Source organism: Bradyrhizobium centrolobii, assembly GCF_001641635.1.
GTDB classification, from domain to species: domain Bacteria; phylum Pseudomonadota; class Alphaproteobacteria; order Rhizobiales; family Xanthobacteraceae; genus Bradyrhizobium; species Bradyrhizobium centrolobii.
This window is the reverse complement of the sequence record NZ_LUUB01000071.1, coordinates 51,107-65,014: the sequence shown is the minus strand read 5'-3', so window position 1 is coordinate 65,014 and position 13,908 is coordinate 51,107. Positions and strand designations below refer to the sequence as shown.

Sequence of the window (13,908 nt, the reverse complement as noted above, 5' to 3'; positions counted from 1 at the left end):
CCCGCCTCAACCGCGGGCTCTCCGATCTCAACGCCGCCGAGGTCGCGCTTGCGGTGAGCCAGGCGACCTACGCTCAGGTGATCGGCAATCCGCCCGCGCAGCTTCGGCCCGCCGAGGTCGTCGACCGCTATCTGCCCAAGAGCCGCGAGGATGCCATGATGATGGCGATCCGCGAGCATCCAGCGGTGACGGCGGCGGGCTTCGACGTCGACGTCGCCTCGACCAACATCCGCGTCGCCGAAGGCGCGCTGCTGCCGAGCGCCAGCGTCCAGGGCAGCGCCAGCCGCAGCCGCGACAACGACCCGTCGCTCAGCACCTTCGCCACCGACCAGGCCTCGATCGTCGCCAGCGTCACCGCGCCGATCTATGACGGCGGCACGGCCGCCTCGCAAACCCGGGCGGCGAAGGAGGTCACGGCGCAGAGCCGGCTGGTGCTCGACCGGGTGCGCAACCAGGCGCGTACCGCGGCCGTCAGCGCCTGGGTCGCCAATGAAGGCGCCAAGATCGCGGTCTCGGCCTCCGAGTCCGAAGTGAAGGCAGCGACGGTCGCGCTGCAAGGCGTGCAGCGCGAGGCCGCGGGCGGACAGCGCACGACGGTGGACGTATTGAACTCGCAGGCCGACCTGATCCAGGCCAAGGCCCGGCTGATCGGCGCACTGCGCGACCGCGTCATCGCCTCCTACACACTGCTCAGCGCCGTCGGCCATCTCGACGTCAAGACGTTGAGCCTGAACACGCCGGACTACCTGCCCGAAGTGCACTACCACCAGGTCCGCGACGCCTGGCACGGCCTGCGCACGCCGTCGGGGCGGTAGGGCTTTAACTGCCCATGAAGAGCTGCCGCATTCATCTGATGGGCGCGTCGGGCTCCGGCGTGACAACGCTCGGCCGCGCGCTCGCCGACCGGCTTGCGCTTCCGCATCATGACAGCGACGATTATTTCTGGCTGCCGACCGCGCCGCCCTATCAGACGCCGCGGGCTGTTCCCGAGCGTCTGCGCCTGATGCGCGAGATGTTCCTGCCGCGTCTCGATTGGGTGCTGAGCGGATCCGTGACCGGCTGGGGCGATGAGCTCGTCCCGTTCTTCGATCTCGTCGTCTTCGTGATCACGCCGCGCGAAGTTCGGCTGGAGCGCCTGCGGGCCCGCGAGGCCACCCATTTCGGGGCTGGTGCCGTCGCGTCGGGCGGCTGGCGGCATGATGAGACCGAAGCCTTCGTCGAATGGGCCTCGCATTACGAAGCGGGCGACCGCGAAGGCCGCAATCTCGCAAAACACGAGGCGTGGCTGGCAAGCCTGCCCTGCCGGGTCGTGCGCGTCGACGGCTCACGGGCCGTTGCGGATGTTGTCGAGAAGATATGCAATGACGCGCAGCAGCATATCGGTTGATGTGATATTCTAAGCGCCAGCTTTGAATAACGCAGCGCGGAAACAACCGTGCTCAACGACGCAGCATCTTGCTTGCCTCCCTTGCCGCCGGAGTAGCCATGCCCCACAAGGAAGCCCGCGCCAAGGCGTCGCAACCCGCGACGCCGGTGAATTTCGACGTCCCGCTGCACGCCTGCGACTGCCACACTCATATCCATGGCGATCCCGAGAAGTTTCCGTTCTTCGCCGGGCGCGTCTACACACCGGAGCCGGCATCACCGGAGGAGATGGCGACGCTGCACAAGGCACTGCATATCGAGCGCGTGGTGATCGTGACGCCGAGCGTCTACGGCATCGACAATTCCTCCACCCTGTTCGGCATGAAGGCGCGCGGCGCGACCGCGCGCGGGGTGGCCGTGATCGACGACAAGACGACGGAGGCCCAGCTCGATGCGATGCAGCAGGACGGTTTCCGCGGCATCCGCATCAATCTCGCCACCGGCGGCATCAGCGATCCCAATGTCGGCCGGGAGCGCTTCACCGCGGCGGTCGAGCGCATGAAGGCGCGCGGCTGGCACGTCCAGCTCTACACGACGCTGCCGATGATCACGGCGATCAAGGACCTCGTGCTGGCCGCGCCCGTGCCCGCCGTGTTCGACCATTTCGGCGGTCTCGAGGCCTCGCTCGGGCTGGAGCAACCGGGATTTGCGGACCTGATCGCGCTCGTCAAATCCGGCAAGGCCTATGTGAAGATTTCCGGCGCCTATCGCTCGTCAAAGCTCGCGCCCGATTATCAGGACATGGTGCCCTATGCGCGGGCGCTGATCGCGGCGAATCCGGACCGCATCGTCTGGGGCACCGACTGGCCACATCCGGATTCGAGCCATGTCGAGGGACGCAAGGCGACCGACATCGCACCGCTCTATCAGATCGACGACGGCCGCCTGCTCAACCAGCTCCCAGTGTGGGCGCCGGATGCGGAGATACGCAAGAAGATCCTGGTCGATAATCCGGCGCGTCTCTACGGGTTCTGACAGTCTCAGCGCGCACGGCGCGAGAAGAAAGAGATCAGGACCGGCAGCGTCACCAGGATGACGACCGGCGCCAGCATCATGCCGGTGACGACGACGACCGCCAGCGGCTTCTGCACCTGCGAACCGATGCCTCCCGACAGCGCGGCCGGCAGCAGGCCGACGCCGGCAACCACGCAGGTCATCAGCACGGGCCGGAGCTGCAACTCGCCGGTGCGCACCACCGCGGTCATGCGGTCGAGGCCTTCCTCGATGAGCTGGTTGAACTGCGAGATGATGATGATGCCATCCATCACGGCGATGCCGAACAACGCAATGAAGCCGATCGCCGCAGAGACGCTGAAGGGGATGCCGGTGATGACGAGCCCAAGCACGCCGCCGAAAATCGCCATCGGGATCACGCTCATGGCGAGCAGCGTATCGGTCATCGAGCCGAAATTGAACCAGAGCAGGATCGCGATCAGGGCGAGCGAGATCGGCACCACGATCGACAGCCGCCGGATCGCGTCCTGGAGGTTGCCGTACTCACCGACCCACTCCATGTGCGAGCCCGGCGGCAACTGCACCTGGTCGGCGATCTTCTGCTGCGCCTCGCGGATCGCGCTGCCGAGGTCGCGCTCGCGCACCGAGAACTTGATCGGCAGATAGCGCTCCTGCTGCTCGCGGTAGATATAGGCGGCGCCGGAGACGAGGCTGATGGTGGCGACCTCGCTCAGGGGGATTTGCGTGACGGTGCCGTTCGGCCCGGGCGCGCCGATGCGGAGGTTCTGGATCGCCTCCGCGCTCTTGCGGTATTCGGGGGCAAGACGAACGATGATCGGGAAGTGACGGTCGCTTCCCGGCTCGTAGAGGTCGCCGGCGGTGTCGCCGCCGATCGCAACCTTGATGGTGGCGTTGATGTCGCCGGGCGCCAGCCCATAGCGCGCGGCCTTGGCGCGATTGATGTCGATCTGGATGGTCGGCTGTCCGAGCGAGGTGAACACCGCGAGATCGGTGACGCCCTGCACCGTCGACAGCACCGACTTGATCTTGTTGGCGGTGTCGGTCAGCGATTTCAGATCGCTGCCGTAAAGCTTGATCGAGTTCTCGCCCTTTACGCCGGATACGGCTTCCGAGACGTTGTCCTGGAGATATTGCGAGAAATTGAACTCGACGCCCGGGAAGCGGTCGTCGAGTTGCTTCAGGAGCTGTGCGGTCAGCTCTTCCTTGTCATGCGTGCCCGGCCATTCGCTCGCGGGCTTCAGCGGCGCAAAGAACTCGGCGTTGAAGAAGCCGGCCGCATCGGTGCCGTCATCGGGGCGGCCGTGCTGCGACACGACGGACTCGACCTCGGGCCGGCTGCGGATCAGCTTGCGCATCTCGTTGACGTAGGTGTTGCCTTCCTGGAGCGAGATGGTCGGCGGCAGCGTGGCGCGGATCCAGAGATTGCCCTCTTCCAGCTTCGGCAGGAATTCGAGGCCGAGCAGCCGGCCGAGCGCGATTGTCATCACCACGAGTCCGATCGCGCCGCCGAACACGATGTTGCGGTTGGCGACCGCCCAATGCAGCACCGGCGAATAGATCCGGTGCAGGATCATCATGACCTTGGTCTCGGTCTCCTCGACATGCGCGGGCAGGATGATCGCAGACAGCGCCGGCGTCACCGTGAAGGTCGCAAGCAGGCCGCCGGCGAGCGCATAGGCATAGGTGCGCGCCATCGGCCCGAAGATGTTGCCCTCGACGCCCGAGAGCGTGAACAGCGGCAGGAAGGCCGCGATGATGATGGCGGCGGCAAAGAAGATCGAGCGCGAGACGTCCGCCGCGGCGCTGAGGATGGCATGGCTCTTCATGCCGAACAGCGTCTCATTCGACACCTGCTCGAATTCGGTGAGCGGCGTGGTCTGCGTCAGGCGTCGGAAGATTGCCTCCACCATGATGACGGTGGCGTCCACGATCAGGCCGAAGTCGATCGCGCCGACCGACAAGAGGTTCGCCGATTCCCCGCGCAACACCAGGATGATCACGGCGAAGAACAGCGCGAACGGAATGGTGGCGCCGACGATCAGCGCGCTGCGCAGGTCGCCTAAGAAGATCCACTGCAGCAGCACGATCAGCAAAATGCCGACCACCATGTTGTGCAGCACGGTGTGGGTGGTGAGGTCGATCAGGTCCTTGCGGTCGTAGATGCGCTCGATGCGCACGCCGGGCGGCAGGATGGTGGAGTTGTTGATCTGGGCGACGAGCTGCTCGACGCGCTTGATGGTCGGTGTGCTCTGCTCGCCGCGGCGCATCAGGACGATGCCCTGCACGATGTCGTCGGCTTCGTCGATGCCGGCGATGCCGAGCCGTGGCTTCTCGCCCACGGTCACGGTCGCGACGTCCTTGACCAGCACCGGATTGCCTGAAGTCTGCGCGATCATGGTGTTGGCGAGATCGTCGATGGAGCGGATCAGGCCGACGCCGCGCACCACCGCCGACTGCGAGCCGATGTTGACGGTGTTGCCGCCGACATTGACGTTGGAATTGCTCACCGCCTGGAGCACCTGCGGCAGCGTGAGCCCGTTGGCGATCAGCTTGTTGAAGTCGACCTGCATTTCGTAGGTCTTGGTCTTGCCGCCCCACCCGGTCACGTCGATCACACCCGGCACGGCGCGGAAGCGGCGCTGCAGGATCCAGTCCTGGATGGTCTTGAGATCGAGCACGCTGTAGTTCGGCGGGCCGACGAGGCGATAGCGGAAGATTTCACCGATCGGGCTGAGCGGCGATATCTGCGGCTGCACGTTCCCCGGCAGCGGCGCGAGCTGCGCCAGCCGGTTCAGAACCTGCTGCAAGGCCTCGTCATAGGTGTAGGCGAAGGAGAACTGCAGCTTGATGTCGGAGAGGCCGTAGAGCGAGATGGTGCGGATGGTCGTGAGGTTCTTGAGCCCCGCGACCTGGGTCTCGATCGGGATCGTGATGTAGCGCTCGATCTCCTCGGCCGACAGGCCCGGGCTCTGCGTCACGATGTCGACCATCGGCGGGGTCGGATCGGGATAGGCCTCGATGTTGAGCTGGTTGAACGCGATCAGGCCGCCGATCAGCACGGCGACGAACAAGCCGACCATCAGGTAACGCCGGTTGACGGCAAGAGCGACGAGGCGATCCATTCAGGTCTTCGTTGTGCTTGGGGTCGTCGATCAGCTACCGGACGCCGCGCGGTCGATGAACAGGCTGCCCTTGGTGATGATCTGCTCGCCGGGCTTGAGGTTGCTGGTCACCTCGACGAGGTCGCCATTGACGAGGCCGATCTTGATCTGGCGCAGCTCGACCGACTTGTCCTCGCGCGCGACCCAGATGCGGACCTGGTCGCCTTCATAGATCAGCGCCTGCTTCGGCACCGCGGGCGCAGCGCGGTCGCCGGCCGAATAGATCGTGACATTGGCGAACATTTCCGGCTTGAGCAGGCCGTCCTTGTTGTCGATGGTGGCGCGGACCAGCAGGCGGCGGGTGTTGGGGTCGATCGCGGCAGCGACATAGTTGATCTTGGCGGTCAGCGGGCGGCCCGGCAGCGCCATGACGTTGACGGTGATGTCCTGCCCGATGCACACGGAGGCCGCATCGCTCTCGCGCACGAAGGCGGTGAGCCAGACGGTGGAGAGGTCGCCGATCACGAAGACCGGATCGCTGGCGCCGGAATTGACGTATTGGCCGGGACCGATCTTGCGCTGGACGACCGTGCCTGCGATCGGCGAATAGATCGTGATCTCCGGATTGATGCTGCCCTTGTCCTGGAACGCCTTGATCGCCTCGTCGGTGAAGCCGAGGATGTGCAGCTTGTTGCGCGCGGCCTCGAGCGCCGTCACCGAGGAGCGCATGTCGTTCTGCGCCTGGACCTGGGTCGCTTCCGCCTGCTGATAATCCTTCAGCGGGACGGCGTGGCCCTCGTAGAGATCCTTGGCGCGCCTGTACTGGATGTCGGAGAGTTCGAGCGCCGACTTCGCCTTGTTCTGCGCGGTCATCGCCGAGATGAAGTCGTTCTGGGCCTGCACGGTGTCGGCGGCCTCGATTGTGAATAGCGGTTGACCTTGCTTCACGCTCTCGCCGGGCTTCACCAGCAGTTTGGTCACCCGGCCCGCATAAGGCGAGAACACCGGCGTCGAGCGGTCCTCGTCAACCGCGACCTTGCCTTCGGTGACATATTCGGCCCGGAAGGCCTTGCTCTTGACCGGCTCGATCGTCAGCGTCGCCCATTCGGACGGCGTCGGCGTGAAATTCTGGGCGTTCCTGCGCGATTGGCTGGAGATTTCGGAGTGGCTCTTCTCCTTGCTCCCCGCTGCGACGAAGGCATAGACGGCGGCACCGGCGAGTGCCAGTAAAACTACGGATGTGATCACCCGTTGTTTTCTAAGCGCCTGCAATCGCTTGGTATTTTGAACTAACATGGGGCCCGGTCATGTCTGCGATGATATCGGCAAATGACTGCCTCATCGGTCGCGCTAATAGTGCCGATTTGGGATTTCAAACAACCTAAAAAACGCAGGCAGCCTTTCGGTTCGCGTTAAAATTTTGCCACGTCAGCTGTTGCGTCAGCTTCGTGTCAGCTAAGGGCCGGCCACTGTGCCGGATGGCTGCCGAGCGGCATCGCCGGGCGGCTCCATTGCGCCGGCGTTTTCGACAGCAGCGCCGAATGGCTCACCGCCTTCAACGTGCCGAAGCCAGATGGCACGGCCTCGATGAACGCCAGATGTACGGCGTCCCCCGGAATATCCGGGGTGTTCAGCCCACCTTCGAGCCGGCCGAGATTCCACAACCAGCGTCCGGTCTGCGCCAGCGACACGCGCACGTGCCAGCTTCCGCCTTCGCGGGCCTGACGGGCCTTCGCCATCATCGCGCCGAACGCCATCAGATATCCGGTGGCATGATCGAGCATCTGCGCCGGCAATTCCTTTGGCCCGTCAATGCCGGCGGCCCGTCCCTCGGCATGGTTGAAGCCGGTCGTGGTCTGCACCAGGGAATCGAAGCCGCGTCGCTCGGCCCACGGACCGGCATGGCCGTAAGCAGACAGCGTCACATAGACGATGCCCGGATTGATGCCGGCTGCGTCCTCCGGCGAGAAGCCCAGGGCCGCAAGCGCGCGCGGGCGATAGCCCTGCGAGAAGATGTCGGCCTCCTTCAGGAGATCGCGCAACTGCGCCTGCCCCACTTCGCTCTTCAACTCGACAAACGTCGTGAGCTTGCCGCGACCGGTATCGATGGTGAGCCATGGAATGGCCGGCAGCTCAGGTCCCGAGACCAGGAGCACGTCCGCGCCGTGCGCTGCGAGCGTGCGGCCGGCGACGGGGCCTGCGATGACGCGGGAGAGATCGAGCACGCGAAGGCCCGCCAGAGGTCGGTCGCCCTTTGATAATCCCCTGGGCCACGGCTTTGGCGGGCCATCGCCGATCCTCTCGATCGAGACCAGCGGCAGTTCGGCGAGCGCGCGTGACTGCGGCAGCGCGGACCATTCGTCGTAGCTGCGCATCAGGGCGACAACACCGCCTGCGGCGTAAGCCGCTGTCTCAAAATCCTCCCCCTTCCACTGCATCAGCGCGGCCTGCACCTTCTCGCGCTCCGGCTCGCAGGCGAGCACCTTGCAGACGGCGTCGCGATGATGCGGGAAGTTGGTGTGGCAGCGGACGAAGCGGTTGTCACCGATCCTGTAGACGCCGGCGATGGCGTCCCAGGCCGGCGGCGGCGGTTTGTCGTCGACGCGCAGATAACGCTCCGAACGGCATTCGACGACGGCATGGCGCATGTCGACGGAGACGTCCTGTGCCTCGCCGCTGCGCAGTCTCCAGATCTCGGCGGCCGCGAGACCTGCAGCAGCGATCGTTGTTTGTCCGGCGACGGCGACGCGAAACGAAGACGGGATTTGCGGCTCCTCGCCGGTCAGTCGTACGCGTTCGAGCGCGGCCGCATCGCCGCCGGCCGAAGTCCAGATGTCGCTGAGAATGCCGGCAGGGCTTTGCATGGCTGCTTCTCTCCCTTTTAGGGTATTGTTTGAGCATGATCTTTTCGGGAAACCGCTGCGCGCTTTTCCGGATCAAGCTCTGGTTTTCACCACCATCCCACGATCGCAGAAAGGAATGCAATGGCCGCCATCGATCCCCTCACCGCGGGCGCCGTGTTCGTTGCAACGGCGGCAACCGACGCGGTCTATGTGATGTTCACCTCCGCAGTGGTCGCGCGCAAGCGTGTGCCGGCCGCGACCTGGAGTGCGATCTGGTACCTGCTCTCCTCCTACGCGGTGATCAGCTACACCGAAAACGCCCTCTATGTCGCTTTCGCCGCGAGCGGCTCCTGGGTTGGCGCCTACGCGTCGCTGACCTTCCTGCATCGCCCGCCCGGCGGCCCGCCGGTGGGGGCGGCGCCGGAGTGAAGGTGGAAGTCGCAGCGCGTGAATGCGTTGGCCATCTCGCGAGCTGTCATCATCCGCGAAAGCGGATGATCCAGTATTCCAGAGACAGCGGTGATAGAGCCGAGAGGCCGCGGCGTACTGGATACCCCGCTTTCGTGGGGTATGACGACTGAGAGTGTCGCGCACAGTCGTCTCCAACAAGCTCGTCATTGCAATGACGTGCAGAGGCGACTGCGCTAATTAAGACCCTTTCGACACAGACGCGCGATCGCGCCGTCTGCGGATCAGCCACGTAGCCCATCGAGTGAGCCAGTTTGGTGCGTTCAGGTAGCGCAATGTTTCGATTTCGCCGTCCTGACGTCGCAGTTCAAAGTTCTTGTTAGAGAAAAAGTCGCGATCAGCGGCAGACCATTCCAATGTACGCACAATTTCATCCCGCAAGAATTCGCTGTCAGGCGTATTCGTGAGGAAATTGAGCTCACGCCGAAGACAGATCGCTTCGATCCGGGTGCGCATCGCTTCGATATACTGGACGCCCCATCCCTCCAGTCGAGCATGGGTCGCTTCGTGCACTATGGTGGAAGCGAGTTGCTCAAGCGTCATTGCGTCCTTGAGAACATAGCGTTCATCGAGGACGCAAGCGTTCAACGACCGATCGTAGTGCGCTTGGGCGCTCGGAAGTAGGTGCACCCATATTCGATCGAGGTGGCGGATGATGCGGGAATAGTTAAGCGCGTCATGGCGCTTTATGAGCTGGAGGGCCTCTTCTACGCGGCGCAGTGCCGGGTAGGGCTTGCTTTCGGTGGTCCCAACCCAAAGCCCGTCGATTGTGCTGCTTTTGGACAACCAGAGGCCCAGCCGGTCGACGCGGGAGGGTTTTCGATCCGGCGTTGCGGCGACGGCGAGGCCGCGCGATCGTCGCGGCGTTTCCTGTTGCTGCAAACATCACCCCGTCATGTCCAAATCGGGCTCCGCGAACAATATAGGCGTATCTCGCTTTCAACTTGCTTAGAGACTTGATTCAAATCGTATCGATCGTCGGTTTAAAATTGGCCGATTCCCGCGATTGTTGATGACCGTCAATGAAAATCCCGCGACGGCGGCAGGATGCGGACGTCGCGGGGGTGGCGGATTCTTTGCGCGGGGCTGTCGGCGTGGTCGCGGCGGTCGTCGTTGAGGTGCTCGATCAGGGCGGCTCCCGCCGACACCGGATGCTTGCGGCTCAAGGCGTCACTGGCGAGCCCGATCAGATCGTGCGAGCGGTCGATCATGCGCTGGGCGATGAGATGCGTCACCTTCTCGGGGCTGCTCTGGATATAGCCCTCGACCAGGATGAGGCGCGCGCCCATCACCTCCTTGCGGTACCGCTCCATGATCTTCGGCCACACCACGACATTGGCGATGCCGGTTTCGTCCTCCAGCGTCATGAAGACGACGCCGCTGGCGCTGCCCGGTCGCTGCCGCACCAGCACCACGCCGGCGCAGCGGACCCGGCGCCGCTCGTTCTCATGACTGACGTCCTTGCAGGCCACCACGCGCTCGCGCGTGAACATCTCCCGCAAAAATTCCATCGGATGACCCTTCAGCGACAGGCGGATGGTCTGGTAGTCCGCGACCACCTGCTCGGGGCGCGGCATCACCGGCAACGGCTTGGCGTGCTCGTCCGGCTGCTCGCGCGCGGTAGCCGCCTCGAACAGCGGCAGCGGCACGTCGTCAGGCAGGCGCCGCACCTGCCACAGCGCCTCGCGGCGGTCGAGCCCGAGCGAGCGGAACGCATCGGCATCGGCCAGCAGGATCAACGCGCGCTTGGGCAGGCCAGTGTCGCGGGCGAAGTCTTCGAGCGAGGTGAAGGGCCGGCGGTTGCGCGCGGCGACGATGCGATCGGCCCAGTCTCTCTCCACATTGTCATTCCCCATTGCGCAATTGCGCAATGGGGGCGCGCCACTTGGCGCGAGCCCGGAATCCATTCCTCCAGGCAAATGCTGCTCGATGGATTCCGGGCTCGCGCCTTTCGGCGCGCCCCGGAATGACGACTGAATTTGCTTCAATCTCTCCTCATCCTCGTCCAGCCAGTGAAACCCATCGATCTGGCGAAAGCCGAGGCGCACGGCGCAGTATTTGTTGTCGGTGTTCTCCAGCGTGTTCTGCGCAAAGCTGTAGGAGACGTCGATGTCGCGCACCTCGACGCCGTTCTTGCGGGCGTCGCCGACGATTTGCGCAGGCGCGTAAAAGCCCATCGGCTGCGAATTCAGCAAGCCGCAGCAGAACGCGTCGGGATGATAATGCTTCAGCCAGGAGGAGATATAGACGAGCTGGGCGAAGCTTGCGGCATGGCTTTCCGGGAAGCCATAGGAGCCAAAACCCTTGATCTGGTCAAAACAGCTTCTGGCGAAATCGGGATCGTAGCCGCGCGCGACCATGTTGCCGATCAGCTTGTCCTCATATTTCCCGATGGTGCCGACATTGCGGAAGGTCGCCATCGAACGGCGCAGGCCGTTGGCCTCCTCGGGTGTGAACTTTGCCGCCTCGATCGCGATCCGCATCGCCTGTTCCTGGAACAGCGGCACGCCCATCGTCTTGTGCAGCACCTTGTAGAGTTCGTCCTTGTCGCCATGCTCCGGTGACGGTGATGGATAACTCACCTGCTCCTGGCCGTTCCGCCGCCGCAAGTAAGGATGCACCATGTCGCCCTGGATCGGGCCCGGGCGCACGATCGCGACCTCGATCACGAGATCGTAGAACGTCCGCGGCTTCAGGCGCGGCAGCATGTTCATCTGGGCGCGGCTTTCGACCTGGAACACGCCGAGCGATTCCCCACGGCACAGCATGTCGTAGACCTTGGGATCATCCTGCGGGACGCTCGCCAGAACCCAGCGCTCGCCCTTATGCTTGTCGATCAGGTCAAAGCATTTGCGGATGCAGGTCAGCATGCCCAGCGCGAGCACGTCGACCTTCATCATGTTGAGCGCATCGACGTCGTCCTTGTCCCATTCGATGAAGGTGCGATCGTCCATCGCGGCGTTGCCGATCGGCACATAGGTGTCGAGCCGGTCCTGGGTCAGCACATAGCCGCCGACATGCTGGGAGAGATGTCGCGGGAATTCGATCAGCTCGGTCGCAAGCTCGACCGCGAGGCTGATCATGGGATTATTGGGATCGAGCCCGGCCTGCTTGACCTGCATGTCGTTGAGGCCCTTGCCCCAGCTTCCCCAGACGGTATCGGCGAGCGCGGCGGTGACGTCCTCCGTCAAACCCAGCGCCTTGCCGACGTCGCGGATGGCGCTGCGCGGACGATAATGGATGACGGTGGCGATGATCGCGGCACGGTGACGGCCGTAGCGGCGATAGACATATTGCATCACCTCCTCGCGCCGCGAATGCTCGAAATCGACGTCGATGTCCGGCGGCTCCAGCCGCTCTTTGGAGATGAAGCGCTCGAACAACAGATCGACCTTGGTCGGGTCGACCGAGGTGATGCCGAGCACGTAGCACACGGCCGAATTCGCCGCCGATCCCCGCCCCTGGCACAAAATGTTCTGGCTGCGTGCGTAGTGCACGATGTCGTGCACGGTGAGAAAATAATGCGCGTATTTCAGCTCGGCGATCAGCGCGAGCTCCTTGTGCAAGGTGGCGCGCAGCTTGTCGTCGATATTGCCGCCAAAATATTTCTGCACGCCCGCCCAGGTCAGGTCTTCCAGATGCCCTTGTGCCGTCTTGCCCGGCGGCACCGGCTCGTCCGGATACTGGTATTTGAGCTGGTCAAGCGAGAAATCGATTTTTCTCGCAAAACGCATGGTCTCCGCGATCGCGTCGGGGAAATCGCGGAACAGCCGGGCCATCTCGCGGGGCGTCTTCAGAAACCGTTCGGCATTGGCCTCCAGCTTCCTCCCGATCGCCTCGATCGTGGTCTTTTCCCGGATGCAGGTCAGCACGTCCTGCAAGGGACGGCGCGCGGGATGGTGATAGAGCACCTCGTTGGTCGCGAGCAGCGGCACGTCCGCTTTCGTTGCGAGATCGTCGAGCTGCGCCAGGCGGCGCCGGTCGTCGCCGCGATAGAGCAGGCTCGCCGCCAGCCACACGCCTTCGGCGCGGCTCGCCTTGAGCTTGGCGAGAACCTCCAGCGCTTTCGCCGGCTCGAAGCGGTGCGGCAGCGTCAGGGCCAGGAGCTGGCCTTCGGCATACTCCAGAAGATCGTCGAACCCGAGATGGCACTCGCCCTTCTCGATCCGAGTGATGTCATCGCCGCGCTTGCCCTTCGTGAGAAGCTGGCACAGCCGGCCATAGGCCGCACGGTCGCGCGAATAGACCAGGATATCCGGCGTGCCGTCGATGAAGACGATGCGCGCACCGATCAGGAGTTTCGGCTTGTGCAGCACCTCGGCATTGTCGAGCTCCTTGTAGGCGCGCACGATGCCTGCGAGCGTGTTGTGATCGGCGATGCCGATCGCGGGAATGCCTAAAATGCTGGCCTGATGCACATAGGCGCGCGGGTCCGAGCCGCCGCGCAGGAAGGAGAAGTTGGTGGTGATGCCGATCTCGGCATAAGCAGGCGTATTCATGCAAACAACCCATGCACATACCAGTTGGCGGGAACGGGCTTGCCCTCCTCGTCCATGAGCTCGCTATCATAGAGACCGTCGCGAAATATCCAGAACCGCAGCCCTTCGGCATCCTCGACGCGGAAATAATCCCGCGTGAGCTGCTTGCCCTCCCGCCACCATTCCATGGCGATGCGCTCGGGCCCTTCCACTCGCACCACGGCATGCAGCGCGCGCCGCCAGGTGAATTGATGCGGCGCTCCGTCAGGCACAGTTGCGAACGGCACCTTGATCGGCTCCGGTCTGTCGAACAGCCGCAACGGGCGCAGCGGCGGCTCACTCTCGGTACGCGCCGGCCATTCGGCCTGCATGGCTGCGGCGAGATGGTGCTGCGCGGGCGCGGCCAGCACCGCGCGCTCCGGAATATGAGTATCCTGCGGCAAGTGCACGACGACGCGCTTGCCGCCAATGCGCGCGGCGATGCGGTCGATCAGCGCGGAAAGCTCGTCATTGTCGTGGACATGGGCGTCGAGATCGCGTTGCTCCTGCACCACGATCTCGGTGCGGCTCGCCGACAGCCGCACCATGTCGAAGCCGAAGCCGGGATCGAGGGGATCG

General features: G+C 64.1%; 9 protein-coding genes and 1 pseudogene. 4 read left to right on the top strand and 6 right to left on the bottom strand.

Annotated features, from left to right (window positions below; genetic code table 11):
- The 3 genes from AYJ54_RS52640 to AYJ54_RS23185 form a co-directional block, all read left to right on the top strand.
- A partial coding sequence (locus AYJ54_RS52640) for a TolC family protein (protein ID WP_245329108.1) occupies positions 1–815 on the top strand: 815 nt, incomplete at its 5' end.
- A 14-nt stretch (positions 816–829) separates the two neighbouring features.
- Positions 830–1,387: a P-loop NTPase family protein gene (locus tag AYJ54_RS23190; protein WP_063702497.1), complete on the top strand. Its 558-nt coding sequence runs from the start codon at positions 830–832 to the stop codon at positions 1,385–1,387.
- A gap of 98 nt (positions 1,388–1,485) precedes the next feature.
- The gene (locus AYJ54_RS23185; protein WP_063702495.1) at positions 1,486–2,400 is read left to right on the top strand and encodes an amidohydrolase family protein; all 915 of its coding nucleotides are present in this window, start codon (positions 1,486–1,488) and stop codon (positions 2,398–2,400) included.
- A gap of 5 nt (positions 2,401–2,405) precedes the next feature.
- Here AYJ54_RS23185 and AYJ54_RS23180 read toward each other — a convergent pair whose 3' ends face one another.
- The 3 genes from AYJ54_RS23180 to AYJ54_RS23170 all read right to left on the bottom strand — a co-directional run bounded on the left by AYJ54_RS23180 (position 2,406) and on the right by AYJ54_RS23170 (position 8,365).
- Positions 2,406–5,522: an efflux RND transporter permease subunit gene (locus AYJ54_RS23180; protein WP_063702493.1), complete on the bottom strand. Its 3,117-nt coding sequence runs from the start codon at positions 5,520–5,522 to the stop codon at positions 2,406–2,408.
- A gap of 30 nt (positions 5,523–5,552) precedes the next feature.
- Positions 5,553–6,797: an efflux RND transporter periplasmic adaptor subunit gene (locus tag AYJ54_RS23175; protein WP_063702491.1), complete on the bottom strand. Its 1,245-nt coding sequence runs from the start codon at positions 6,795–6,797 to the stop codon at positions 5,553–5,555.
- Positions 6,798–6,952: 155 nt separating this feature from the next.
- Positions 6,953–8,365 carry a CoA transferase gene (locus AYJ54_RS23170; RefSeq protein ID WP_063702490.1) on the bottom strand — a complete coding sequence of 471 codons (1,413 nt, stop codon included), beginning with the start codon at positions 8,363–8,365 and terminating at the stop codon, positions 6,953–6,955.
- Between the two features lie 120 nt (positions 8,366–8,485).
- Here AYJ54_RS23170 and AYJ54_RS23165 point away from each other — a divergent pair, with 120 nt between their 5' ends.
- Positions 8,486–8,773 (top strand): hypothetical protein, encoded by a 288-nt coding sequence (locus AYJ54_RS23165; RefSeq protein WP_063702488.1) that lies wholly within the window; start codon positions 8,486–8,488, stop codon positions 8,771–8,773.
- 219 nt (positions 8,774–8,992) lie between these two features.
- On the opposite strand, the gene AYJ54_RS23160 is transcribed toward AYJ54_RS23165, so the two are convergent.
- The 3 genes and pseudogenes from AYJ54_RS23160 to AYJ54_RS52635 form a co-directional block, all read right to left on the bottom strand.
- Positions 8,993–9,694, bottom strand: a complete 702-nt coding sequence (locus tag AYJ54_RS23160; protein WP_063702486.1) for a hypothetical protein — start codon at positions 9,692–9,694, stop codon at positions 8,993–8,995.
- Positions 9,695–9,831: 137 nt separating this feature from the next.
- On the bottom strand, positions 9,832–13,311 hold the full coding sequence (locus AYJ54_RS23155) for an error-prone DNA polymerase (RefSeq protein ID WP_063702485.1): 3,480 nt from the start codon (positions 13,309–13,311) through the stop codon (positions 9,832–9,834).
- Positions 13,308–13,908, bottom strand: a pseudogene (locus AYJ54_RS52635) (DNA polymerase Y family protein); the annotation flags it as partial. The pseudogene AYJ54_RS52635 and the gene AYJ54_RS23155, both read right to left, overlap by 4 nt.

Bases quoted from the DNA above. Each gene is read 5' to 3' on its own strand.
- AYJ54_RS23190 (WP_063702497.1), top strand. From the start codon at position 830: ATGAAGAGCTGCCGCATTCATCTGATGGGCGCGTCGGGCTCCGGCGTG.
- AYJ54_RS23185 (WP_063702495.1), top strand. From the start codon at position 1,486: ATGCCCCACAAGGAAGCCCGCGCCAAGGCGTCGCAACCCGCGACGCCG.
- AYJ54_RS23180 (WP_063702493.1), bottom strand. From the start codon at position 5,522: ATGGATCGCCTCGTCGCTCTTGCCGTCAACCGGCGTTACCTGATGGTC.
- AYJ54_RS23175 (WP_063702491.1), bottom strand. From the start codon at position 6,797: ATGTTAGTTCAAAATACCAAGCGATTGCAGGCGCTTAGAAAACAACGG.
- AYJ54_RS23170 (WP_063702490.1), bottom strand. From the start codon at position 8,365: ATGCAAAGCCCTGCCGGCATTCTCAGCGACATCTGGACTTCGGCCGGC.
- AYJ54_RS23165 (WP_063702488.1), top strand. From the start codon at position 8,486: ATGGCCGCCATCGATCCCCTCACCGCGGGCGCCGTGTTCGTTGCAACG.
- AYJ54_RS23155 (WP_063702485.1), bottom strand. From the start codon at position 13,311: ATGAATACGCCTGCTTATGCCGAGATCGGCATCACCACCAACTTCTCC.